23 protein-coding genes and 2 tRNA genes are annotated in these 24,067 nt (G+C 63.9%); 10 read left to right on the top strand and 15 right to left on the bottom strand.

From position 1 onward, the window contains the following. Nucleotides 1–81 precede the first annotated feature (81 nt). The 5 genes from LZ538_RS10300 (at nt 82) to LZ538_RS10280 (ending at nt 5,413) form a co-directional block, all read left to right on the top strand. Nucleotides 82–786 (top strand): uracil-DNA glycosylase family protein, encoded by a 705-nt coding sequence (locus LZ538_RS10300; RefSeq protein ID WP_249831923.1) that lies wholly within the window; start codon nt 82–84, stop codon nt 784–786. Next, nucleotides 783–2,546 (top strand): lytic transglycosylase domain-containing protein, encoded by a 1,764-nt coding sequence (locus LZ538_RS10295; protein WP_249831922.1) that lies wholly within the window; start codon nt 783–785, stop codon nt 2,544–2,546. Before LZ538_RS10300 ends, LZ538_RS10295 begins: the two co-directional genes overlap by 4 nt. A 43-nt stretch (nt 2,547–2,589) precedes the next feature. Continuing rightward, a complete protein-coding gene (locus LZ538_RS10290) occupies nt 2,590–3,660 on the top strand; it encodes a PA0069 family radical SAM protein (RefSeq protein WP_249831921.1) in 1,071 nt (356 codons plus the stop codon). A gap of 65 nt (nt 3,661–3,725) precedes the next feature. Further along, the gene (locus tag LZ538_RS10285; protein WP_249831920.1) at nt 3,726–5,132 is read left to right on the top strand and encodes a M28 family peptidase; all 1,407 of its coding nucleotides are present in this window, start codon (nt 3,726–3,728) and stop codon (nt 5,130–5,132) included. 23 nt (nt 5,133–5,155) lie between these two features. Next, nucleotides 5,156–5,413, top strand: a complete 258-nt coding sequence (locus LZ538_RS10280) for a hypothetical protein (RefSeq protein WP_249831919.1) — start codon at nt 5,156–5,158, stop codon at nt 5,411–5,413. A gap of 21 nt (nt 5,414–5,434) precedes the next feature. Here the strand turns inward: LZ538_RS10280 and LZ538_RS10275 are convergent. From LZ538_RS10275 to LZ538_RS10260, 4 genes are all read right to left on the bottom strand, one after another. Next, nucleotides 5,435–5,511, bottom strand: a tRNA-Pro gene (locus LZ538_RS10275). A 63-nt stretch (nt 5,512–5,574) separates the two neighbouring features. After that, nucleotides 5,575–5,649: transfer RNA gene (locus tag LZ538_RS10270), tRNA-Ile, on the bottom strand. A 58-nt stretch (nt 5,650–5,707) separates the two neighbouring features. Next, complete coding sequence (locus LZ538_RS10265; RefSeq protein WP_249831918.1) at nt 5,708–7,315, bottom strand: sensor histidine kinase; 1,608 nt, start codon at nt 7,313–7,315, stop codon at nt 5,708–5,710. A gap of 158 nt (nt 7,316–7,473) precedes the next feature. Next, nucleotides 7,474–8,793 carry a tetratricopeptide repeat protein gene (locus LZ538_RS10260; RefSeq protein WP_249831917.1) on the bottom strand — a complete coding sequence of 440 codons (1,320 nt, stop codon included), beginning with the start codon at nt 8,791–8,793 and terminating at the stop codon, nt 7,474–7,476. A 349-nt stretch (nt 8,794–9,142) separates the two neighbouring features. On the opposite strand from LZ538_RS10260, the gene gyrA reads away from it, so the two are divergent. Next, complete coding sequence (gyrA, locus tag LZ538_RS10255; protein WP_249832211.1) at nt 9,143–11,875, top strand: DNA gyrase subunit A; 2,733 nt, start codon at nt 9,143–9,145, stop codon at nt 11,873–11,875. Nucleotides 11,876–11,970: 95 nt separating this feature from the next. Then, entirely contained in the window at nt 11,971–12,438 is a 468-nt protein-coding gene (locus tag LZ538_RS10250) for a host attachment family protein (protein ID WP_249831916.1), read from the top strand. 48 nt (nt 12,439–12,486) lie between these two features. On the opposite strand, the gene LZ538_RS10245 is transcribed toward LZ538_RS10250, so the two are convergent. Together LZ538_RS10245 and LZ538_RS10240 are read right to left on the bottom strand one after the other, a co-directional pair. Then, nucleotides 12,487–13,068 carry a DUF4142 domain-containing protein gene (locus LZ538_RS10245; protein ID WP_249831915.1) on the bottom strand — a complete coding sequence of 194 codons (582 nt, stop codon included), beginning with the start codon at nt 13,066–13,068 and terminating at the stop codon, nt 12,487–12,489. Between the two features lie 66 nt (nt 13,069–13,134). Beyond that, complete coding sequence (locus tag LZ538_RS10240) at nt 13,135–13,581, bottom strand: DUF488 domain-containing protein (protein WP_249831914.1); 447 nt, start codon at nt 13,579–13,581, stop codon at nt 13,135–13,137. 73 nt (nt 13,582–13,654) lie between these two features. On the opposite strand from LZ538_RS10240, the gene LZ538_RS10235 reads away from it, so the two are divergent. Beyond that, nucleotides 13,655–14,758 (top strand): hypothetical protein, encoded by a 1,104-nt coding sequence (locus tag LZ538_RS10235; protein ID WP_249831913.1) that lies wholly within the window; start codon nt 13,655–13,657, stop codon nt 14,756–14,758. A 29-nt stretch (nt 14,759–14,787) separates the two neighbouring features. Beyond that, on the top strand, nt 14,788–16,119 hold the full coding sequence (gene trmFO / locus LZ538_RS10230) for a methylenetetrahydrofolate--tRNA-(uracil(54)-C(5))-methyltransferase (FADH(2)-oxidizing) TrmFO (protein WP_249831912.1): 1,332 nt from the start codon (nt 14,788–14,790) through the stop codon (nt 16,117–16,119). On the opposite strand, the gene LZ538_RS10225 is transcribed toward trmFO, so the two are convergent. Continuing rightward, nucleotides 16,116–16,532 carry a BLUF domain-containing protein gene (locus tag LZ538_RS10225; RefSeq protein WP_249831911.1) on the bottom strand — a complete coding sequence of 139 codons (417 nt, stop codon included), beginning with the start codon at nt 16,530–16,532 and terminating at the stop codon, nt 16,116–16,118. The two genes, trmFO and LZ538_RS10225, sit on opposite strands and share 4 nt — an antisense overlap. 70 nt (nt 16,533–16,602) lie before the next feature. After that, a complete protein-coding gene (locus LZ538_RS10220; RefSeq protein ID WP_249831910.1) occupies nt 16,603–17,100 on the bottom strand; it encodes a hypothetical protein in 498 nt (165 codons plus the stop codon). A gap of 100 nt (nt 17,101–17,200) precedes the next feature. On the opposite strand from LZ538_RS10220, the gene LZ538_RS10215 reads away from it, so the two are divergent. Beyond that, on the top strand, nt 17,201–17,983 hold the full coding sequence (locus LZ538_RS10215; protein ID WP_249831909.1) for a LytTR family DNA-binding domain-containing protein: 783 nt from the start codon (nt 17,201–17,203) through the stop codon (nt 17,981–17,983). On the opposite strand, the gene LZ538_RS10210 is transcribed toward LZ538_RS10215, so the two are convergent. The 7 genes from LZ538_RS10210 to eno form a co-directional block, all read right to left on the bottom strand. After that, nucleotides 17,980–18,285, bottom strand: a complete 306-nt coding sequence (locus LZ538_RS10210) for an EF-hand domain-containing protein (RefSeq protein ID WP_249831908.1) — start codon at nt 18,283–18,285, stop codon at nt 17,980–17,982. The two genes, LZ538_RS10215 and LZ538_RS10210, sit on opposite strands and share 4 nt — an antisense overlap. A gap of 188 nt (nt 18,286–18,473) precedes the next feature. Continuing rightward, nucleotides 18,474–19,109 (bottom strand): isoprenoid biosynthesis enzyme family protein, encoded by a 636-nt coding sequence (locus tag LZ538_RS10205; protein ID WP_249831907.1) that lies wholly within the window; start codon nt 19,107–19,109, stop codon nt 18,474–18,476. Between the two features lie 40 nt (nt 19,110–19,149). Beyond that, nucleotides 19,150–20,577 carry a pyruvate dehydrogenase complex E1 component subunit beta gene (locus LZ538_RS10200; RefSeq protein ID WP_249831906.1) on the bottom strand — a complete coding sequence of 476 codons (1,428 nt, stop codon included), beginning with the start codon at nt 20,575–20,577 and terminating at the stop codon, nt 19,150–19,152. Beyond that, nucleotides 20,577–21,629 carry a pyruvate dehydrogenase (acetyl-transferring) E1 component subunit alpha gene (gene pdhA / locus LZ538_RS10195; RefSeq protein WP_430741973.1) on the bottom strand — a complete coding sequence of 351 codons (1,053 nt, stop codon included), beginning with the start codon at nt 21,627–21,629 and terminating at the stop codon, nt 20,577–20,579. The genes LZ538_RS10200 and pdhA overlap by 1 nt, the downstream gene beginning before the upstream one ends. An 82-nt stretch (nt 21,630–21,711) precedes the next feature. Continuing rightward, complete coding sequence (locus LZ538_RS10190; RefSeq protein WP_249831905.1) at nt 21,712–22,245, bottom strand: c-type cytochrome; 534 nt, start codon at nt 22,243–22,245, stop codon at nt 21,712–21,714. Nucleotides 22,246–22,318: 73 nt separating this feature from the next. Next, nucleotides 22,319–22,630 (bottom strand): FtsB family cell division protein, encoded by a 312-nt coding sequence (locus tag LZ538_RS10185; protein ID WP_249831904.1) that lies wholly within the window; start codon nt 22,628–22,630, stop codon nt 22,319–22,321. An 83-nt stretch (nt 22,631–22,713) separates the two neighbouring features. Beyond that, on the bottom strand, nt 22,714–24,003 hold the full coding sequence (eno, locus tag LZ538_RS10180; RefSeq protein WP_249831903.1) for a phosphopyruvate hydratase: 1,290 nt from the start codon (nt 24,001–24,003) through the stop codon (nt 22,714–22,716). Nucleotides 24,004–24,067: the final 64 nt, after the last annotated feature.

Genomic DNA, 24,067 nt, shown 5'->3' with positions numbered 1-24,067 from the left:
GTGAACAATTCGACTCGTCCGCCCTGCCAATTCCTTGACCATGGCGTCAATGCCGGGGAGGATTAAGGCGTGGGCGGGGATTTGGAAACGATTGGTATGGCGGAAGCGCGGAGCGCGCTTTCGTGGTGGCTGGAAGCTGGCGTCGACGTGGCGATCCAGGAACAGCCACGCAATTGGATGCGCCCTGCACCCGTTAGTCCAACTCCGCCAACGGCTGCACCGACGGCGCCGAACATTTCGGAGCCGACGGCGGACACGCTCGTGGAGCTTCGGCAGTGGTTGTCCGAGAGCGTTCAGCTGCCGCTCGCATCGGCAACTGCGAAACGCATCATGCCCCACGGCCCGGAGGACGCGGCCGTCATGCTGCTCAGCGACGCTCCGGCTCTTGAAGATTTCAGCGCCGGCCAGCCCATCGGAGGGGTTGCCTGGGAGCTGGCTGTTCGAATGCTCGCCGCCATCGGGATACGTGCGGATGCTGCGTACAGCGCCTCTCTTTCCTGCTTCTACAGCCCGGGCGCGCGCATGAGCGATAAGGATCGCGCGGAGTGCGCGGATATCGCCCGACGTCACTTGCGCCTGGCCAAGCCTAAACGCCTGCTCCTGCTTGGAGACGGCCCTTGTGTTGCGCTGCTCGGAAAGCGACTGGTGCAAGCGCGTGGTCACGTCCACAAGGTCGAGGGCGTGCGGACCGTCGCGACGTTTCATCCCCGGCATCTCATTAATCGGCCCTTAGACAAGGCACTGGCATGGCGGGACCTGTTGCTGCTTATGGAGGATGAATCTTGAAAGTTGGATTGCTGGCGTTCGGAACATTGATCTGGGCAGCGCCCGTGTTCGCGCAGGATCCGCTAGCACCGCTTTCGGAAGATCAGGCAGCGCAGGCGCCGGGTGAGATCCCCGCCGCGCCGCAGGAAGTGCCGGTGATCGCGCCCCCGCCTCCCGCCGCTCCGGTCGTTGCGGTGCCCAGGGACTGGCGCGGTGTTTTCGATGCAATTTATTCGGGCAATTGGGCATCCGCGCGCGCCGGCATTTACGCCCTCCCTTCGAGCCCGCTCACCCCCATAGCAAAAGCCGAGCTGTACACCGCGAAGGACTCTCCCGTGGTCGACCTGGCTTCGATCCAGTCATTGCTCGCTGAGGCGCCCGACCTTCCCCAAGGCCCGCAGCTGGCGGCCATGGCGCTGAAGCGAGGCGCGCTCTCCGCTCCAACGATCGTGGCGACGAAGAGGCTCTTCAACCTGGGGTCGGCCCCGGTCCGTTACCGCGCCCGTGCAGTACAGGGCGAACCTGTGGCAGATGAGCTGCGGGCGGCTCTCGATCCCTATGTAAAGGCCAACGACCACGCTGGGGCGGAAGCTCAACTGCTTCTCGCAGCGCCGCAGCTTTCGGTCGAAGCGCGGGCCGAAGCGGGCCAGCGCGTGGCCTGGATCTTCTACGTAAACGGGCTCGATCTCGATGCCCGGCGGGTCGCGGACACTTGGCGCCAGGGTGCGCAGGGTGAATGGGCGTCGCAAGCCGCATGGGTGTCAGGCCTTGCCTCGTGGCGCATGGGTGACTGCAACAGCGCCTCGCGCGCCTTCCAGCAGACCGCATCGCTCGCCCAGCAGCGCGAATTACGCGCAGGAGCTTATTACTGGGCCGCGCGCGCCGAGCAGGCTTGCCGCCGACCGCGTTCCGTCGCGCCTCTGCTGAAGGCAGCGGCAGGGTCGAACGAGAGCTTCTACGGACTTCTGGCCCGTCAGACTCTGGGCATGGATACGAAGCTTCCGCCCGATCCGAACCTCAACCGCGATCCGTCGATCGACCAGATCCCCAACGTCCGTCGGGCGATCGAGCTAGCAAAGATTGGCGAGACTCCCTTGGCGGAGGAGATGCTGCGCTATCAGGCGAAGATCGGCTCTCCGTCCGAGCATCATGCGCTGATACAGGTCGCGAAGCGTCTGGAGTTGCCCGCGGCGCAGCTTTGGCTGGCGAACAATGGGCAGTGGGGCGCCGTCGCGGATGCCGCGGATCGCTATCCGAACCCAAGCTGGAATCCGCTCAATGGCTGGCGTGTGGATCCCGCGCTCGCCTACGGACATATCGTCCAGGAATCGGCCTTCCGGCGAACCGCGATCAGCCACGCCGGCGCGGTTGGGCTCATGCAAGTGCTTCCGGTCACCGCTCAGCTCGTCTCGCGCAACCGGGGCGTCCCTTATTCGCGAAGCGTGCTGACCGATCCCAGCTACAATCTGGAATATGGCCAGAGCTTCATCGAGATGATGCGCGGCAATCCCGGCACGGCAGGCCAGCTTCCACGGGTCATCGCTTCGTATAACGCCGGACCCCTCCCCGTCGCGCGCTGGGCGACGATCAACGACAAGGGCGATCCTCTGCTTTGGATCGAATCCATCCCCTATTGGGAAACCCGTTATTACGTTCCGTCGGTGCTTCGGAACATGTGGGTCTACCAGGGTCTCAACAGGCAGGACACGCCCACGCTCAAGGCCATGGCCGAGCATCATTGGCCTAGTTTTCCGACGAGCATGACCCGCCTCCAGCACTAATAACGTTCTTGTTCTGTTCTCGTATTCGCTCTAGGCTGGCGCAATGCCGGTCGAGTCGAATTCCGGGCGTGGCGCGACGCGCAATCCGACGCCGACACGCTTCAACCTGAAGGAGCATTTCGTCGAGGCCGATTGGCTCGACGAAGTGGAAGCGCTGGACGGAGTGCCGAAGCGACGGACGACCGTGACGATAGAGCGTCCGAAGTCGATCCTGACGCGCAATAGCTCTCCGGATATCGGATTCGACCGCTCGATCAACGCCTATCGCGGCTGCGAGCACGGCTGCATCTATTGCTTCGCACGGCCGACCCACGCCTTCCACGACCTGTCGCCCGGCGTGGATTTCGAATCGCGGCTGTTCGTCAAGCCCGATGCAGCCCAGCTGCTGCACGCGGCATTATCGCGCCCGGGATACGAATGCCGCCCCATCGCCATGGGGACCAACACGGATCCTTACCAGCCGATCGAGGACCGCTGGCGGATCACGCGTTCGGTGATCGAGCTTCTCCTCGAGACGCGCCATCCATTCACGATCACCACCAAGTCGGACCGGGTCCTGCGCGACCTCGACCTTCTGAAGCCCGCGGCGGAGCTCGGAATTGCGTCGGTCGCGCTTTCGGTGACGTCACTCGACACGAAGGTGGCGCGGACGCTCGAGCCCCGCGCCCCCCAACCCCGCAAGCGCCTTGCGGCAGTCAAGGCCCTCAATGCCGCCGGCGTCCCCTGCTATGTCGCAATCGCTCCAGTCGTCCCTCAAATCACCGACCATGAGCTTGAACATATCGTCCAAGCAGCGGTCGAGGCCGGCGCTCCTGGCGGCTTCTATCTCCCGGTCCGGCTTCCGCATGAAGTGGCGCCGCTCTTTCGTGCGTGGCTGGAGGAGCATTATCCTGACCGCGCCTCGAAGGTCATGGCGACGATCCACTCCCTGCGAGGCGGCCGCGACAATGACCCGAACTTCTTCAGCAGGATGCGCGGGCAAGGGCCCTGGGCGGAGCTGATCAGGACCCGCTTCGAGATCGCCGCCAAGAAATATGGGCTGCGGAACGTGAAGTTCCCGCTTCGAACGGACCTCTTTCGGCCGCCGGAAGGCAACCAGATGCGGCTTCTTTGATGGATGCCTCCGCAGTTTTTATCGATTGAGTGCGTGACTTGGGCAGAGTCACTCCGTAGCGGCGAATGATGCGTTCTCTGTTCACAGCAATCATTCTCGCCGCCTCCACTTCCACGCTCGCACAACAGGCTCCGGCCCCCCTTCCGCAAGTGCCGGAAGCAATCACGAATCTGCAGAAGGCGGCACTAGATGACCGCCTTGCCTGGACGATCGCTGAGGACCTCACGACGGAAGTCGGCCAGCGTCTCGCGGGCACCGAGGCGGAAGCTCGCGCGCGCACATGGGCAGCCGGCAGGCTGCGGAGCCTCGGTTTCTCAAATGTCCGCGTTGAATCCTTCCCGATCGCGAGCTGGACCCGTGGCTTCGAAAGCGCAGAGATTGTCGCTCCCTTCCCGCAACGGCTCGTGATTGCGGCGCTGGGAAACAGTGCATCGACCGGTGCCGATGGGATCACTGGCGAAGTCGTCGGGTTCGAAAGCGAGCAGGCGCTGGAAGCAGCGCCCGATTCGGCCGTTCGCGGCAAGATCGTTTTTGTCAGCCACGCCATGCAGCGGACGCAGGACGGATCGGGTTATGGCTTTTTCGGCGGCCCGCGGCGGCAGGGACCGAGCGTGGCCAGCCGCAAAGGCGCGCTTGCGATCGTCATTCGCTCAATCGGCACGGATTATCACCGCAATCCGCATGCCGGCGTGCAGACCTTCGCTCCCGGCGTGAAGCCAATTCCCGCCGGCGCTCTCAGCATTCCCGACGCGGAGCAGCTCCAGCGCATCCTCAGCCATGCTTCGATGCAGGGCCGCGAGCCCGTGACCATGCATCTGACGCTCGTTTCCCAGACCCAGCCCGGGCAATCCGGCAACGTCATCGCCGAAGTGCCGGGCCGTGATCCTTCCCTGCCGCCAGTCCTGATCGGCGGGCACCTGGACAGCTGGGATCTCGGTACCGGCGCAATAGACGACGCGGCCGGCCTGGCCATTACCACCGCCGCGGCGCATCGGATCAAGGCGGCCGGACGGCCGCTAAGAACCATCCGGGTGGTTTGGTTCGGCTCTGAAGAGATCGGCCTGTTCGGTGGCCTCGACTATCAAAAGAAATACGGCGCACAGCCGCACCATGCCGTGGCCGAAAGCGACTTCGGTGCCGGTCGGATCTGGAAGGTCGACAGCAAGCTGGGCAAGGGGCGAGAGGATGAAGCACGGCTCTTGCAGGCTGCGCTCGCCCCGCTCGGCATTGTTCCAGGCTCGCTTGAGCAAGCAGACGGGTCCGATATCGGACCCTTGATCGCTGCCGGTGTCCCTGCAGTCGGCCTCAGCCAGGACGGGACGCACTATTTCGACATCCACCACACGCCAGACGATACGCTCGACAAGATCGACAAGGAGGATTTGCGGCAGAATGTTGCGGCGTGGACGACAATGCTTGCCGTGCTAGCGGGGCCAATTGAGCCGGAGCCGAAACGGGGTAAACAGCGTTAGGCGTCAAAAGACTGGAGGATTTCATGCGGACGATCATCATGCTTCCGTTGGTTGCTGCGGCTCTGGCTGGCTGCAACGTCAGCAAGGAAGGCAATGCGGTGACGGTCCAATATGACCAGAATACTGCGGAGAATGCCGCAGCTGACGTCGGCAATTTTGCCGAGAATGTTGGCGGAGCGATCGCCAACGACGTTCAGCAGACCGCGAACAAGGTGCAGAACACCGACGTCGACGTGACCGTGAACCAGGACGTCCAGACGAACAATACGAACCAGCAATAAGCTGGCGGTTTTGCGGGATGTTGGTCGGGGAGACAGGATTCGAACCTGCGACCCTCTGCTCCCAAAGCAGATGCGCTACCAGACTGCGCTACTCCCCGACGGCCCCGCACCTAGGGCCGATCACCGTCGTCGCCAACCCTTGATCGGACGCGGATGATGAATGGTGGGCCCGGAGGGATTCGAACCCCCAACCTAGCCGTTATGAGCGGCCGGCTCTACCGTTGAGCTACAGGCCCTCCCCGGCTTTGGCGAGATAGACGGCGCGAACGCCCGCGCCAAGCGCGATTGCCGCGATCAGGCCCTTCGGAATGTCAGCGACAGGCCGGCCCGCGATGTAACGAGATCGCCGCCGGCAATGCGCGCGAGACCGCGAATGAGCTTCAAGGAAAAAGCGATGCGCGTCCCTTCGGGCTCCTTCGTCTGCCCAGGGTCGAACAAGCGCGCTTCCGCAAGTCCCTTCAAGGCCACAGGCCGGCTGACCGACAAGCGGCACTGGTCGCCGCTCTGGTCTATGGATAGACGCAGTCGCTCGCCCGCGCTCGCCGCGTCGATCATCGCGGAGCAGAAGCGGTAGATGAGCCGGTCGGCCAGTTCGGGTTCCACAGCAATCGGCGGCACTCGTGAGGACAGTGCGATCTCCATATCGGCGCCACGATCGCTCGCGAGGGCGCGCAGCGATGGGCTTGCGCGCTCGATCAGCTCGGCCATGTCGACGCGCCTGGCGCTGTCGTCGCTGGCGGAATGGACCTTTGCAGCGAAATCGAGGTCGTCGATGGCGCCCAGGAGCAAGCGCGCTTCGGCGACGATATCGGCCGCGCGTTCGCGATAGCGCCGGTCAGCGGGGCCGAGATATTGTCCGTCGATGATCTCTGCGAACCCGATGATCGCATTGAGTGGCGTCTTGATCTCGTGGACGAGCTCACGAAGCGAATCCGGGTCGAGCAGCGTATCCGCCGCGTCCTCCTCGCGTCGCGGCGGCTCGGTTCGAAGCGCGATGCCGCGATAGCCGGCGAATCGCCCGTCAGCGGGATCGAAAGCCGGTATCCCGCTTATCTTCCAGTCGCCCGAGACGAGGCCGTCTCCTCCGATCGTGAAACTGCCGTCCCGAAACGGAGCGCGCATGGCGAAGGCGCGCACGACATCTTCCTCGACCGTGTCCCCTTCAATCTCCTGTGCGCGCGCCACGGATCGGCCGATCAAGGCGCCTCGCGGTGCTCCTTCCACCCAGACGATCTCTCCGCTCGGGCCGCACTCCCAGCGGAACAGCGACGGCGTCCCGATCGATATGGTGCCCGGGGTGGCTTCGAGGCTCGGCGGCTGCGTGGCACGCTTCCGCCGCCTGCGTTCGATCCTCGCGACGACTTCACTCAGCGACGGACCGACAGGGATATCCGTGCTGGGGCCTGCGACAGGTTCTTCGTACGTTTCGGCGACTGGCCCGGCCGGCTCAACCAGCGAATCCGTCAGGTCCGCAATTTTTTCAGCGCCTATCTGCGGGTGCAGGGCTTCCACGAAGTGGCGCGTCTCCGAATCCGCCACGCGAAGGACGGTTTCCCATTCAGAGGGATCGAGCTTTGCAGCGGCCAGCACAGGCGCAGACACGCTCAATTTGTCAGCGGCGAAACATTCAAGAAGACCGAGGGGAAGCGGGAGCGCCGCAACCGCGCGAGCCGCGGCCGCGCGAAGCGGCTCGTCCACATCGTTGGACCCATCGCGGATGGCCTCGAGCGCCTGGACCACGACGGGACTTGAGCTGTTCGGTCCGGCACGAGCCACGAGGTCGACAAGCTGCCGCCAGCGCACCGCCGCATCGTGGCGGTCGCTTGCCGAATGGTTCAGCACCGTGAGTAAGCGATCGTCGAACCGCACCGAATGTCCCGCACCTAAAGACGCACCAAACATCGGCTCTATGTGCAGGGCCGGGTGGCGCTAAGGCGGCACCTCTTAACCATCCCGAAACGGGACAGTCTCGAAGTTGTGGTCACAGCCGCCCCGGACATGTGAAAAAGGCGTCCGCTTTCGCGAACGCCTCCTTCAGCGCTTCTCGATGTACGGCCGGGTCAGGCACGGCCCTGCAGATACAGCAGCCAATATTGGGCGATTGCCGCGCGGCTGCCCTTGACGCTGTTGAACGCCTGCGTTGCGCCGGCCTTGTCGCCGGCCGCGGTCAGCGCCATGCCGATGTGGAGATTGGCGACTTCGGCGTCCGCGCCTTTGGACTGGGCCGCCTTGTAGGCATCGACCGCCTTCGCATAATCGCCGAGGGCATAATAGCGATCGCCTATGCCCAGCAGGGCGGCGCCCGTCGCGGCCGTCTTGCTGGCCGTCGCGAGATCGGCTGCAGTCGCGATCGGCTTGGTCTTGAGCGGCCCGATGATGTCCTTGAAGCGTGCGCTCGACGGGTCGACCACCTTCGCGGCGATGCCTTCGTCGATGACGACCTGTGCTTCATTATAGTTGCGCTGGTCGGCCGCGGCGGCAGCATAGAGAGCGTAATCGCCGGGGTTGGTCATCGCTTTCGTCGCGCGCATCAGCCTCAACAGGCTGAGCGTGCTTTCGACGTCAGGCTGGTTGAGGTTGCGATAGATGGCGATCGCATTGTGCCAGCTGTCGGGGCTTGGATAGGCGGCAACCCATTCGCGAGCGAGCTGGGTCGCATTGGCGGCCTTGGAATCATAAGCGAGCTGGACCGCGCGCTTGTAGAGGTCCTCCTCCGCCTTTTGCCCGGCGGCGTTACGAGCCGCGATGACCTTCCCGAAAGTGGCTGCAGCTTCGGGCCGCTTGTTTTGCGCAAGCTGCGTCTCGCCAACCAGCTTCAGCGATTCAATATCAGCGGGATTTACCGAGACTGCCCGCGCGAAAGCAGCTGCGGCCTGATCATATTGCTTGGCGTTGTAGAAGGACCCGCCAAGCCCTCGATAGAGTGCTCCGACCTTCTGGCTGTCGATCTTTCCCGAGGCCGCGATGGTGTCGACTGCGGAGGCGACGCTCGGAAGATCGTTCTTGGCGGCCGCGATCTTCAGCTGAAATTGGGCGACCAGGTACTTGTCGTCTGCGGTTGTCGCCGCCGCCTGGGCAGCGGCCAGCTTCGCCGGGATATTCGCCTGGTCGTTCGCCGCCACTGCCTTTTGCAGCTCGACGATCGGCTTCATGGCGCCCTTGGACGGCTTGATCCCGCCCTGGATTTCCTCCTTCGCCGGCGCGGACCCGGTCGGCGCTCCGCGGGATGGAGCTGCCGATTCCTCTTCCTGCTGGTCCGGAGTCGGCGCCCCGCGCGATTGTTGCGGAGCGGTGGAACCGTAGCTTCCTTGAGCGATCGCGGGCGCGGCGACGCCCGCGGCGAGGAGCGCTACGAAAGCGCGACCAACAGTGATTTGCATCGAAAGTCTCCTTTTGCCCGCGCGCGGGCCGTCCAATCTGCGGCGAAGGTGCTTAGTCCTGACGGAAGCGTCCGCCAAGCCAGTGTGAATGCAGCGGCTTTGCCCGTTCCGTGCTGAACTCTTTTTGAACCGTCCTAAGTGAATTGCTCGCGCGTGCGTACACGCGTGCGCGCGCGGGGTGGCGCTTGGCGGTTACGGTCACTAGATAGAGTCGCGGGGGCCGGCATCCTGCCGCAAACCCTCGCGTGCATTCCCCTAACGACAGGAAGTTTACTTGGCCACTGAACCGCCCGTGGACGAACGCAACGACAATAGCGGCGATATCGCGCCGATCTCGATCGTCGACGAAATGAAGACCAGCTACCTCGATTACGCGATGAGCGTGATCGTCAGCCGGGCGCTGCCCGACGTGCGCGATGGCCTCAAGCCGGTCCATCGCCGTATCCTCTTCGCCTGCCAGGAAGCGGGCTACGTCGCGGGGAGGCAATATCGTAAATCGAGCCGCATCGTCGGCGACGTCATGGGTAAATATCACCCGCACGGCGACTCCGCGATTTACGACGCCCTCGCCCGCATGACCCAAAGCTGGTCGATGCGAGTGCCGCTGATCGACGGCCAGGGCAATTTCGGCTCGATGGATCCCGATCCGCCGGCCGCCATGCGTTACACCGAGGCGCGGCTTGCGCGCGTCGCGAACTTCCTGCTCGGCGACATCGACAAGGATACCGTCGACTTCCAGCCCAACTACGATGCATCGGAGCGCGAGCCCCAGGTGCTCCCTGCCCGCTTCCCGAACCTGCTGGTGAACGGCGCAGGCGGAATCGCCGTCGGCATGGCGACCAACATCCCGCCGCACAACCTGGGCGAGGTGCTTGCGGCTTGCCGCGCGTATATCGAGGATCCGGCGATTAGCTCCGAAGGGCTTATGGAGCATGTGAAGGGTCCGGACTTCCCGACGGGCGCGTTGATCCTTGGCCAGAGCGGTATCCGCAACGCGTACACCACCGGCCGCGGATCGATCCTGATGCGCAGCCGCGCCCACGTCGAGGAAGGTCGCGGCGACCGTCGATCGATCGTTCTCACCGAAATCCCCTATCAGGTCGGCAAGGCCGGCCTCGTGGAGAAGATCGCCGAGGCGGCGAAGGACCGCCGCATCGAAGGCGTGTCCGACATTCGCGACGAATCGAACCGCGATGGCGTCCGCATCGTCATTGACCTGAAGCGCGATGCCACGCCCGACGTCGTCCTGAACCAGCTGTGGCGGCACACGCCGGCGCAATCGTCGTTCCCGGCGAACGTCCTCGCGATCCGCGGCGGTCGCCCTGAAACGCTGACCCTTCGCGATATCATCGAAAGCTTCGTCCGCTACCGCGAAGAAGTCATTATCCGCCGTTCGAAGTTCGAGCTGCTGAAGGCTCGCGAGCGCGCCCATATCCTGCTCGGCCTGGTCGTTGCCGTCACCAATCTCGACGAGGTCGTGAAGCTCATTCGCGGTTCTGCGAGCCCGGCCGTAGCCCGCGAAAAGCTTCTCGCTCGCGAATGGCCGATGGACGAGATCCGCCAGTACATTGCGCTGGTCGAAGCCGTCGAGCCGCAGAAGAGCGAGAAGACCTATAAGCTTTCCGAAGCACAGGTGCGCGCGATCCTCGAGCTACGCCTGCATCGACTGACCGCGCTGGGTCGCGACGAGATCGGCAAAGAGCTCGCTGAGCTTGCAAGCAGCATCGGAGAACTTCTTGAGATTCTTGGCAATCGCGCCCGCCTCTATGAGGTGATGCGCGAAGAGTTCGACGAGGTCGAAGCCGAATTCGCCACGCCGCGAGTTACCGAGCTCGCGCCTGCCGCCGACGGGATCGAGGACGAGGACCTGATCGAGCGCGAGGACATGGTCGTGACGGTGACCGTCGCCGGCTACATCAAACGCACTCCGCTCAGCGTCTTCCGGGAGCAAAAGCGGGGCGGCAAGGGTCGCTCAGGCATGGCGACGAAGGAAGAGGACGCGGTCACCAACCTGTTCGTGACCTCGACCCACAACCCTGTCCTTTTCTTCTCCAATCTCGGCCGCGTCTACCGCATGAAGGTCTGGCGGCTGCCCGAAGGAGGCCCGAACACGAAGGGTCGTCCAATGGTCAATCTCCTGCCGCTCGCGGACGGCGAAACCATCTCGACGGTCTTGCCGCTTCCCGAGGACGAGAACGAATGGGGCCGCCTCCACATCATGTTTGCGACCGCACACGGCACCGTCCGCAGGAACAGCATGGCGGCCTTCACCAACATTCCGACCGCCGGCAAGATCGCCATGCGTTTCGGCACGTCGGGCGGCGAAGGGGCCGAAACTGACGAGAGCGATGAGCAGGCGGATCCGACTGACCGGCTCATCGGGGTTTCGCTCCTGACCGAGGAGGATGACGTCCTCCTCGCGTCGCGCAACGGCAAGGCGATCCGGTTCCGCGCCACCGATGTGCGCGAGTTCCAGTCGCGGACGTCGACTGGCGTTCGCGGTGTGCGCCTGCTGGAAGGCGACGAGGTGATCTCGATGTCCATCCTCCATCGCGTCGGAACCACGCAGGAGGAGCGCGAAGCCTATCTCAAATGCCCACAGTGGCGCGACCGTGAAGATGTCGAGTGCACTTTGCCCACCGACCGCTTTGCCGAGCTGGCGGAGAAGGAGCAGTTCATCCTCACCGTTACCGAGAACGGCTATGGAAAGCGCTCCTCCGCCTACGAGTATCGCCGCACCAACCGCGGCGGCCAGGGCATCACCAACATCGACACGTCGGAGCGCAACGGCCGCGTCATCGCGTCATTCCCGGCCAGGCAGGGCGAGCAGCTGATGCTCGTCACGGACCAGGGCAAGATGATCCGCACGACGGTCGGCGATATCCGGATCATGGGCAGGAACACGCAGGGTGTGACCATCTTCCGAGTCGCGGAAAACGAGCATGTGGTGAGCGTCGCCCGCATCGACGAAAGCGAAGAGGAAGAGATCGAAGTCGAGGGCGGCGAGGAGGTCGAGCCTGTGCCCGATGCGGTGATTGGTGAAAGCGAGCTTGAGAAGCCCGCCGATCCGGAGCAGGAGTAACTATCGGTCCGGCGCGGACTTTACTGCGACGAACAGTGGAAACCGGGCGGGACCGGGTCGCGTTCTCCTAAGGCCTGTTTTCAAGGAGTACGTCTATGCCCCTTCCCCACAATGCGCTGGTCCTGGTCGCCGACGGCCGCAAGATGCTTTTCTTCAGAAATCGCGGAGACGAAAACCAGATCGACCTGCGCACGGAAGCCCACGATCAGCGGGAAGACAGGAAGGATCGCGATATCAAGACCGACGCTCCCGGCGCTACGAAGCAGAGTGCCGGCTACGGGCGCTCCACTTATGAGGAGACCGACTTTCAGCAGCAGGAAGAGGACCGCTGGATCAAGGATGCGGCCGATGAATTGAAGGCCCGGGTGCTGCGGAACGATTTCGACGCGCTCGCCATCATCGCTCCACCCAAGGCGCTCGGCGTCCTCAAGAAATGCCTGCACAAGGAAGTTGAGCGACGGCTCGTGTGCACTGTGAACAAGGAAATGAGCGGGCGGCCCATCCCGGATATCGAGGCACTGCTCGACGGGGAAACTCAGGCCGAGGAACTCCCGGTCGTCTGACGGAAGAAGGGCCGCCGATTGGCGGCCCTTTTCCTTTGCAGCTAGGCGTCAGCCGCGCTCGCCAGAGCGTCCGACCGGCGGTGGAGCCGGCGGAGGCGGCGGTGGCGGCGGTGGAGTCAGCACGAGCGACTGAGCCATCTGCAGGTGCCGCTGCATCACCGGGACAGCCTCTCCGGCGGCGCTGCGGAGCACCGGCACATCGCCGCTTGCGGCATAGTTCTGCATCAGCCCGATGGCCTGCTGGTGCGCGTTGATCTGCGCCTGCTGATACGCCTGGTCGAAGCTGTAACCGGTCCCGGCTGCGTGAAGCTGGTCGAGCGTTGCTTGATCGGCGGGCAGCAGGCCCAGCGGCGGCGGTGGCAAATGCGCGGAGGCGCCAAGGGCCGCAACCCGCTGACCCAATTGCGTGTGGTCTGCGATGATCACATTCGCAAAATTCCGCACGGCGGGATTTTGCGACGCTTGAAGCGCGAGCTGGCTCGACTGGATCTCGAACTGGTTCGCACTGCTCGCCTGCGCCAGGAATCCCGGAGCCAACAACGGATTGTTGAGATCGGGCGGTGGAGGCGGGGTGGTTTCACAGGCAGCAAGCGCAAGCGTGCAGCCTACCAAGAGTGCCAATTTCCTCATCGAGGCGTCTCCCTTCCTGATTGTTCCGCTACAGTAACTTGTCAGTGGCGACGGCGGTTCCTGCCGCTAATCTACCGTAACTGAGGCGAACAGGTGCCTGACGTCTGCACCGGGCGCGACCGCATCGAGCAGAAGCGTTCGGTGGCAATGCGCCGGGTCGCGCTCATAGCACAAAAGCGCGCTCGGCTTTTCGGCCGCCAGCTCCGTCATTTGCGCAGCCTGGACGATCGCTTCCGGCAGTTCCAGCTGACCCGCGTAGATTCGCTCGAGATCGGCGTGCCGCCCCGCCCTCGCGGCCGCCCTTCCGTCGGCTGGCGTGCCGAGCGCGCGGAGATGGACATATTCGATTCCGGCTTCCGCGAGCGCGTTTCGCAATGGGGTCTTCGAAAATCCCGGACGCCGCGAATTGGGTACTGCGCGCACATCGATGACCCGCTCGACGCCCGCCCCTTCGAGCGCGGCGAGAAACTCCGCGACCGTCGCACCTTCATATCCGATGGTGAAGATCCGCATTCCGCCCCGTTACGCCTTAACCGCTTGTTCGCGAAGCGTTGCTAAAGCGCGCGCCCTGAAGGGGCTGTTGCGTATGGAGCATTTCGACCTCGACGCCGCTGTGGCAGCCGGCGTGATCCGGAGCGACCAGGCAGACGAGCTGCGCCGCTTCGATGAGCGGCTGCGTCACGCGCCGAGCGCCACCGAAGAGCGGTTTGCGCTGGTCAGCGGCTTTGCCGACGTCATGGCAGCGATCGGGATCGCGATGGTGACCGTCACGCTGATCACCCTTGTCGGCGCCACTTTCCCTTACGCGGCTGCGGCTTTCCCCTTCGCCTGCTGGGTTGCGGCGCGCTATTTCACCGAGAAGCGTAGGCTCATGCTGACCAGTTTCGTGTTGTTCGTCGTCTGGGCGATTGGCTGCGCCGGAGCTGCGTTGACGGTGGGCTTGCTGACGACCGGGTTCGACCCATTGCACATGTATGGCGGGGTCGAGGCGCCGGCCGTCGCCTACGTGCTGACCGCCGCCGTAGCGACAGTGGCCTGCTACGCATGGTGGCGGCGCTTCCAGTTGCCGATCGCTTTCGCCGCGTTTGCCGTCGCCCTCGTAAACGTCGGCGTAAACGCGGTCCGCGCCTTGTTCCCGGAACTCCCGAGTCTCGGGGTGGACCTCGTCAGCGCGGTGGTGGGTCCGCTCCTGTTCGTCTGGGCGATGTGGTGGGATATCAGCGACGTACGGCGCGAGACCGTGCGCAGCGACGTCGCTTTCTGGATGCACATCGCCGCTGGCTTCCTCATCGTCAAAGGTGCGATGACATTGCTCCTGGGGGTTGAAGGCGATGCGGCCAGCTGGGGCCGGATGTTCCAGCAGATTGCCGACCCCAACCATGGCCAGGCGGCCGCAGTCCTCGTCCTTTTCCTCGTCTTCGCGACCGTCGCGCTGGTGATCGACCGGCGGTCGCTGCTGACCTCCGGAATGGTCTATGCCGTGCCGGCGATGATCGCATTGTTCGGCGGAGTAGGAGTCGGGGGAAGCGGGATCGCTATCGCTTTTCTCGTCTGCGGCCTCATGCTGACCTTCCTCGCCGTGCGATGGACCGCGATGCGTGAGCCGCTGTTGCGGCTCTTGCCCCAGAAGCTGGCCGCGCAGCTTCCTCGCCCGCAGCTCAAGGCTGTGGGGCCGCGTCCGGTTTACTAGACGGCTCTAGCGGGGCTAACCGCTCCCGCGTGATCTTCGACATTCACATCGTCGGTGGCGGGCTCGCCGGAAGCGAAGCCGCGTGGCAGCTCGCAGAGGCTGGCTTGCGCGTCCGCTTGAGCGAAATGCGCGGTGGAGGCGAAATGACGCCCGCGCACGAGACTGACCGGCTCGCTGAGATGGTCTGCTCGAACAGCTTTCGCTCCGACGATGCAGAGCACAATGCCGTGGGCCTCTTGCACCAGGAGATGCGAGCGCTCGGCTCATTGATAATGCGTGCGGGGGACTTGCACCGGGTTCCGGCGGGTTCGGCACTGGCCGTCGACCGCGAAGCGTTCGCGGCTGAGGTCACGCGAACGATCGAGCAGCATCCGAACATCACGGTCGTGCGAGAGAGAGTGGATATTCTTCCTCACCATCCGACAATCATTGCGACAGGGCCGCTGACCGGATCGAGACTCGCCGAAGCGATCACGGAGGAGACAGGCCAAGGCGCCCTCTCCTTCTTCGATGCAATCGCCCCGATCGTCCATCGCGACAGCATCGACATGGAGGTGGCCTGGATGGCCGCGCGCTGGGACAAGGGCGGGAAGGACTACATCAATTGCCCCCTCGACAAGCAGCAGTACGACGACTTCGTCGCCGCGCTGAATGCCGGCGAGAAGACCGAGTTCAAGGATTGGGAGAAGGACACGCCCTATTTCGAGGGCTGCATGCCGATCGAGGTCATGGCGGAACGCGGCATCGAAACGCTCCGTTACGGACCCATGAAGGGTGTCGGGCTCGATAATCCTCGGACGGGTCGGTGGCCTTATGCGGTCGTCCAGCTTCGGCAGGACAATGCGCTCGGCACTTTGTGGAACATGGTCGGCTTCCAGACCAAGCTAAAGCATGCCGAGCAGGTACGCATCTTCCGCACGATCCCTGGCCTCGAAAGCGCCGAGTTCGCGCGGCTTGGCGGAATCCATCGCAATAGCTTCATCAACTCTCCCCGGCTGCTGGACGGAGAGCTGCGCCTGAAGTCCAAGCCCAACATTAGGTTCGCCGGCCAGATCACCGGCTGCGAAGGCTATGTCGAAAGCGCCGCCGTGGGCATCCTTGCGGCTCGCTTCGCCGCAGCTGAACTGCGCGGTGAAACCTTGCCGCCTCCCCCGGTCGAGACTGCCTTGGGGGCACTGCTGGGACATATCACCGGCGGCGCCGATGCCGAGACGTTCCAACCGATGAACGTCAACTTCGGCCTGATGCCTCCCATCCCCGGAAGGACGAAGAAAGCCGACCGGAAGAAGATGTATACGGATCGAGCGCGCTCGGCGTTCGCCGAATGGCGGAACAGCGTGCGCTCGGCGGAGCTCGCCTAGAAGCTTACCGTTCCCGAGATCGCCTCCGTCATCCGGATGACTCGGTCGCGAACCGGATCGGAGATCGTCTCGGGAAGGCGATCGGACACTGTTTCCTTGGCTTCGAAAAAGCTCGCGCTGACTCTCACCAGTTCCATGGACCAATCCGGGAAGCTTCGTTCGGAGACTTCCCGCTCGTCTCGAACCTCGAGACCGCTGTGACGACGATCCTGCCGCAGCCGCTCCACAAGCCCATCGATCGCGGCCGGCGATCCCTCGATGATCTGAAGGAAATGCGTGCCGTTGAAGATCAGAAGGCCGGTGACGCCTTCGAGGGCGTTCACATCGCGCGCGGTCCGATGGATCGCCTCCAGATCGTCCGCTGTCAGGTCAAGCCGAGCAAGGCTGGTGTAAGTCAGTGATTTTAAAGTCATTCCGGCGCTGTAAGGCTTCGAGCCGCCTTAGCAAGCTCTAGCAGTCGCACCTCGGCTCATGTCAGGCTCCTTAGGGGGTTAGCAGTCGCTCCTGCTTGACTCCGCGCATGTCGTACACCTGGCCATTGTGATAGGTCAGCTTGCCGTCGAAGCGCGTTGCTTCCGCATCGATCGTCCCCTTGAAGATGACGAGTCCTCGCGGCGAATTGACGACCATGGTCATCGCGCCGCCCTGGATGTCGATGCTTTCGATCGGAAGTGCGTGGCCGCCCTGGTCGGTCATCGCGAAGCCGGTGTAGCCCGTGAGGTTCGGCTGCTCCTTGTCGCGTGAATGCGCGGTCGCACGCGAAGCGTCGCTTCCCCGGCCCTTCGCAATCGCCCAGTCATGTTGCGCGTTCGCTTGCCGCTGGACGGTATCGCGCGTCTGGATGGTCATGGCGCCCAAGGTCGTGCCCCCCGGATTGATGATGTCGAACCTCCAAAGTCCTTCGATGCCCTTGGCGTTCGCAGTGCCCGAAACGGCCAATGAGAGCGCCAGGCCAGCTGCCCACATCCAGCGATTCTTCATTTTAAGCTCCTCCCGTGTTGGGCGGCATGAAGCTGGCAACTTCACCGCAGCAAAGGCGAATTTCGTGAAGCGACGCGCAGCCTTCGCTAAGCCACGGCCAATGCAGTTCACGATTCGCGAATCGACGGGTGGATGGAGGCGTCACGTGCTGGCGGCGATCGTTCTCGGCCTTCTGCTCGCGTTTCTGGGCCCGTTCGGGTCGCAGGCTTCGATGTCCCCGGGGCTTCGCGCCCTGTTCTGGCTGTCGCTCGTCGGGACTGGCTATCTGCTCGCGCTCGCGGCCGCCAGGCTCATCGGCCCAAGGCCGCAGAAAGTCATTCTTCGGACGATCTCAATCGCCCTGCTTTCAGGATTGCCGCAGACCTTCATCGTCAGCTGGGCGCTGGTGCAAGTCCGGCCAAGCCGGGTCATCACGATCGGCAATCTCCCAATGCTGTTCCTGGCGGTCGTCGCGGTTCAGGGAATAATCGTGGCAATTCAGGCGTGGACCTCGTCCGAGCCGAACAATGATTTGCCCTCCTTAGCGGCGGGGGAAGAAACGGGTCCGCGAGCCGGTGGACGCGTTCCGCAATCGCTGCGCGCCGACCTCGTCGCCCTGGAGTCCGAGGATCATTATGTCCGGATCCATCATAAGTCGGGCTCGACCCTGATACTGCATCGTTTCAGCGATGCGATTGCCGAACTGGATTCGCGTGAAGGCCTACAGGTCCACCGCAGTTGGTGGGTCGCGAGCGGCGCGGTCGCCGGAAGCTTCATTCGAAGCGGCAAACGCTGGTTGAAGCTCAGCAATGGCATGGAAATTCCGGTCAGCCGGACGCACTTGCGCCGCGTGGTCGAACAGAACTGGCCGCGAGTGGTGGCGCCGGTCTCGGACGAGGCCTAGTCACAGGCGCACGTCGGCTTCTTCTTGGGCGGCGGAGGCGCTGTCGTCGCATATTCCGCGGGTGTCAGCCAACCCGAACGGTCGCGATCTGCTCCCTGGAACTTGTCGATAGACTTGATCGCCCATTCCTCGAAACTGAGCGAACCGTTGCGGTTCGTATCGAGCTTGGCGAACGCCTTCCGACGCAGGCCAAGCAGCTCCTCTCGCTCCACGCGGCCGTTCTTGTCCTTGTCGGCGCGGCTGAACCGCCGGGCCTCGCGGCTTTGCGGCGTTGCTTCGGGTGCCTTCAGCGGCTTCAGCATTGAAGGACTTGCCGACTGTGGTGGTGGAGCAGGTGGGAGCGCAGGTCCCTGCTCGGCATGGCTCTGCCAAAGGAGAAAAGCGCCGGTTAGCAGAAGGAATGAGGCGATAGCCCCCGCCAGGAAACGCAGCACTGAAACCTCCTTCGGTAGGAGATTCGGCACCGCTGTTTCCTCAGTTACGCCGGCGCTTATGTCAACTTGGGCAGGCGTCCCCGCAAACGGTGCACCAGCATCACCGCGGCGCGCGCCGGCGTTCCTTCCGTCTCGAAAGGCTCGCCCTTGCCGATGTCGCGAATCGCCAGCGCAGCCAGCATCGACAAGGGCCTGAGGAATGCAGGGAACTGCACGGCGGACAGCCCGCGCGCGAACGTCCGCGCTTGTTTCAGGAGCAGGAGGCGGGAGGCTTCGTCGCTACAATGCCGTGCGGCGTCGACCAGCGCCCAAAGGCCGCCCGCGGCCTGGATATGCTCGTCCGCCTTGCCGAGCAGCCGCGCGCCGAGTCCGAACAGGAGATTGCCCCTGAACCAGATCGCTTCGCTCGTGGCGACGTCCCAAGGGAATGGGTCGAACAACCGCAGCCAGCCGCCCTCGAGCCCTGCCAGGTCGCGTCCGCTAACCCCACGGGCCAAGAGCTCGCTGTGGACCGTCTGAAGCCGCGGTTCCGCCGGGGCTGCTGCTCCCGCGTCGAGCTCCTCCAGCCGTTCGCGCCACCAGGCAAGCCGTATCGGCCCGAGCTGCGGTTCTCGGGTTGTCCTGACGACATCGCCCATTGCCGCATCGATGAGGAACAGCGCCTCAACGGCTCGACGGCGAGCCGGGGGCACGTGGGTCAGCGCCAGTCGACGGTCGGCGCCGAGCGGATCGTCAGCGATAGGTGACCGCTTTCACCGCTTCGACGACCTCGGAGGCTTTGATGAGCGCGATCTTCTCGAGGTTCGCCGCATAAGGCAGGGGAACGTCCGCATCGGTGACGCGCATGACCGGCGCGTCGAGGTCGTCGAAGCCCTCGGTCATCGCGATTGCGATGATCTCCGAGGAGATCGAGCAGGTTGGCCAGCCCTCCTCCACCACGACCATCCGATTGGTGCGCTTCAGGCTTTCGAGCACCGTGGCCTTATCGAGTGGGCGCAGCGTTCGAAGGTCGATGACCTCCGCATTGATGCCCTGCCCCATCAGCTCCTGAGCAGCCTCGAGCGCCACGCCGACGCCGATAGAATAACTGACGATCGTGACATCCTTGCCCGGGCGCACGACCCGGGCCTTGCCGATCGGCAGCACGTAATCGTCCATCTGCGGGACGTCGAAATGCTGGCCGTAGAGCAGCTCGTTCTCGAGGAACACGACCGGATCTTCGCTGCGAATGGCGGCTTTCAGCAGGCCCTTGGCGTCGGCCGCGCTGTACGGCGCGATCACGACTAGGCCGGGAACGCTGGCGTACCACGGTCCGTAATTCTGGCTGTGCTGCGCGGCCACGCGAGCAGCTGCGCCATTTGGCCCACGGAACACGATCGGGCAGCGCATCTGTCCGCCCGACATGTAATTGGTCTTGGCGGCCGAATTGATGATGTGGTCGATCGCCTGCATCGCGAAGTTGAAGGTCATGAACTCGACGATGGGACGCAGCCCGCCCATCGCCGCGCCCGACCCGATGCCGGCGAAGCCATATTCGGTGATCGGCGTGTCGATCACGCGCTTCGCTCCGAACTCTTCGAGCAGGCCCTGCGTGACCTTATAGGCGCCCTGATATTCGGCGACCTCTTCGCCCATGACGAAGACGCGCTCGTCCTTGCGCATTTCTTCCGCCATGGCGTCGCGCAGCGCCTCGCGAACCGTCGAGCTCACTAGCGGCGTTCCCTCCGGCACCTCCGGCTCGTCGTGCGTCGCAGCCACGTCGGCCACGAGATCGCGAGCCGCGGTCTCGAATACATGCGGCGTCGGCGTGGCTTCGGCCTGTTGGGACTCCGGCGCGGGTATCGCGGGCTCTTCCTTCATCGCCGGTTTGGGAGTGTCCGCGGTCGGCGTTGCCGATCCGGCGTCGCTGACCTGCTCGCCGTCAGCAGCAAGCAGCGCGATGGGCTGCCCCACCTTCACCCCATCCGTTCCTTCCGGGACCAGGATCTTGGCGATCTTCCCCTCGTCGACCGCTTCGAATTCCATGGTCGCCTTGTCGGTCTCGATCTCGGCCAGGATGTCGCCCGACTTGACGTCATCGCCCTCCTTCACCAGCCATTTGGCGAGCGTCCCCTCCTCCATGGTCGGGGACAAAGCGGGCATCTTGAGCTCGGTCGCCATCAGTAGCTCTCCACCAGCACGTCGGTGGTCAATTCCGACGCTTCCGGTTCGGGTGCGTCTTCAGCGAACTTGGCGGCGCCGACCACGATATCCTTTATCTCCTTGTCGATGGCTTTCAGCTCATCTTCCTTGACGCCCATTGCAGCAAGGTCGCGTTCGGCATGCGCGATGGGGTCCCGATGCTCCCGCATGTCCTGCACTTCCTCGCGCGTCCGGTACTTGGCCGGGTCGGACATCGAATGGCCGCGATAGCGGTACGTCATCAACTCCAGGATGATGGGGCCCTTGCCACCGCGCGTCCATTCTAGGGCGACCTCGGCGGCCCCGCGGACTGCGAGAACATCCATGCCGTCGACCTGGATGCCGGGAATCCTGAAGCTCTCGCCGCGTCGGTAGAGCAACGGCTCGGAATGCGATCGCTGAACGCTGGTGCCCATCGCATATTTGTTGTTCTCGATCGCGTAGATGACCGGCAGGTTCCACAGCTTCGCCATGTTGAAGCTTTCGTAGACCTGGCCCTGGTTCGAAGCGCCGTCGCCGAAGTAGGTCAGGCACACTCCGCCGTCACCGCTATATTGGTGCTTCAGCGCCAGGCCGGTACCGAGGCTGACCTGCGCGCCGACGATGCCATGGCCGCCGTAGAAGCCGTGCTCCACGCTGAACATGTGCATCGAGCCGCCTTTGCCCTTGGAAATGCCGGCGGCGCGCCCGGTCAGCTCCGCCATGATGACCTTGGGATCGATGCCATAGGCCAGCATATGGCCATGGTCGCGATAGCCGGTGATGACGCTATCCTTGCCGACCGTCATCGCGCTCTGGAGGCCGACGCCGACCGCCTCCTGGCCAATGTACAGGTGGCAGAAGCCGCCGATCAGCCCGAGGCCGTAAAGCTGCCCCGCGCGCTCCTCGAAGCGGCGAATGAGCAGCATCTCGCGGTAGAACTGCAGCAGCTCGTCCTTTGTCGCCTCATAGCGCTTTGGCTGCGGCGGACGCTCGATCTGGGGTTCCTGCTGCGCTGCCGGAGCAGCAGCCTTCTTCGCGGTTCGCGCCACGGCGATCTCTCTCAAGTTGGAAGCGGCGCGGTCTATAGGAGGCGCTTGGCCGGGCGGCAACCGGCCCCGGCCCGAGCATGCGCTAGTGACCGTCCGGCGCGACCACAGTCACATAAGGCCGCGGCGCCTTTTCCTTCGGCCCGGGCGCGGGAGCCGCATTCTTCACGGGTGGCATGGACTTCAGATAGGCGGCCAACGCCTTCGCATCCTCGTCGCTCAAGGCCGAATAAGCGTGCCATGGCATGGCCGGCGCCAGCTCGCGTCCGTCGGGGCGTTGGCCGGTGCGCACTGCCTTGATGATGTCGGCCTCGGTCCACCGCCCCAACCCGGTCTCTGCATCCGGCGTGAGGTTGGGAGGGTAGAAGACGCCCAGGCCGGGGACCTCGAAGCCGATCGTGCCACCTTCGAGATGTCCCTCCTCCGGCTTCGGGCTGAAGCTGCCGCGGTTATGGCATCCGGCGCAGTCCATGATCGTCGCGACATATTTCCCGCGCTCCACCAAGGCTGCTTGGGTCACCGGCGCCGCACCTTCCGTGCCTCCCGTTGGCGTTTGCGTCTTTTGGCAAGCGGAAGCGGTGATCGCGGTTGCGACCAGGAGCGCGCACATATGCCGCATCAAAACCCCCTTTTGCTGACGATCCAGACTGCCGCCCGCTGCATTCCCGCGCAACTGCCGAATTCGTGGAGCCCTAGTCGAGCGGAATGACGACTTCGTCCGGACGGACGAGTCCAAGGTCCTTCCGGACAAGCTCATCGGCCATGTCGGGGTCGGCCTTGCGGGGATCGAGCAGCTGCGACCGATGACGGAGTTGCGCGCGTTCCTGTTCGAGCTGCGCAAGCTCGGCCTGCCGTTCCTTGAGCGCGCGATGATATCCGCCCCAGGCCAACAACCCATTGGGTCCGGCGACGGCATGTCCCGCGAAAGTGCCGACAACGATCAGCGCCAGCGCGGGCATCGCCGCGCGGCGGATCAGGCCGGAGATGCGCTTCGATCCTCCCATCGCGCTTAGAGAGAATCACGAAGGAGTCGCGAACGCAAGCGGAAATGGATGATCCGGTTGATAATTCGGGAATAAGTTGTGGATCAGGCGGCGGAATATGCTTTGACGGCCCCACGCCCCGGATAGCGCGCGACGTCGCCGAGCTCTTCTTCGATCCGAAGCAGCTGGTTATATTTGGCCGTGCGGTCCGAACGAGCCAGGCTTCCGGTCTTGATCTGCCCCGTCGATAAGGCGACCGCGAGGTCGGCTATCGTCGAATCCTCCGTCTCGCCGGAACGATGCGACATCACTGCGGTGTAGCCGGAGGTTTGCGCCAGGCGGACCGCTTCGATGGTCTCCGTCAGCGTTCCGATCTGGTTGACCTTCACTAGGATCGAGTTGGCGATACCGTCCTGGATGCCCTGCTGAAGCCGCTTCGTGCTGGTGACGAAGAGGTCATCGCCGACGAGCTGGACTCGGTCACCCAGGCGATCGGTCAGCGCCTTCCAGCCTTCCATGTCGTCCTCGGCCATGCCGTCCTCGATCGACGCGATAGGATAAGCAGAAGCGAGGTCGGCGAGGAAATCGACCATCTCCGCGGGAGAGAAGCTGCGGCCCTCCCCGGTCATCTGGTAGCTGCCGTCCTTGAAGAATTCGGTTGAGGCGCAGTCCAGCGCCAGGAGGACTTCATCGCCGATCCGGTATCCTGCCGTCTCGACGGCTTTCCCGATGTAGTCGAGTGCTTCGCGGGCGGACGCGATGTTCGGCGCGAAACCGCCTTCGTCGCCCACGCCCGTGGCGAGTCCGGCCTCGTGCAATGCACTTTTGAGCGCGTGGAAAATCTCTGCTCCGCAACGGAGCGCCTCCGCGAAGGTCGGAGCGCCGACCGGCATGACCATGAACTCCTGGAAATCGATGCCGTTGTCGGCATGCGCTCCGCCGTTGAGGATGTTCATCATCGGCACGGGGAGCAGGCTCGCGTCGACTCCCCCGACATAGCGATAGAGTGGAATGCCGAGCGCATCTGCGGCCGCCTTGGCTGTCGCAAGGCTAACACCAAGGATAGCGTTCGCGCCAAGGCGCCCCTTGTTCTCGCTTCCGTCGAGCGCGAGCAGCGCCGCGTCCAGCTCGCCCTGATCCTCGGCGTCCATCCCGACAATCTCTTCCGCGATCTCGCCGTTCACTGCCTGAACCGCTTTCTGGACACCCTTGCCGCCCCAGCGATCCTTGTCGCCGTCCCGCAGTTCCACCGCTTCATGCGCCCCGGTCGAAGCTCCGGACGGCACAGCTGCTCGACCCATGCTCCCGTCCTCAAGCGTGACGTCGACTTCGACTGTCGGATTGCCCCGGCTGTCTAGGATCTGGCGGGCATGGACATCGATAATGGCAGTCATGGCATTCCTTTTTGCGGAAGCGTAATGATGGGGGTGTATTGGTGAGGCCGTATAGGCACGGCGT

The sequence above is a fragment of the Sphingomonas hankyongi genome, assembly GCF_023516575.1.
GTDB classification, from domain to species: domain Bacteria; phylum Pseudomonadota; class Alphaproteobacteria; order Sphingomonadales; family Sphingomonadaceae; genus Sphingomicrobium; species Sphingomicrobium hankyongi.
This window is presented reverse-complemented; position numbering and strand designations above follow the sequence as displayed.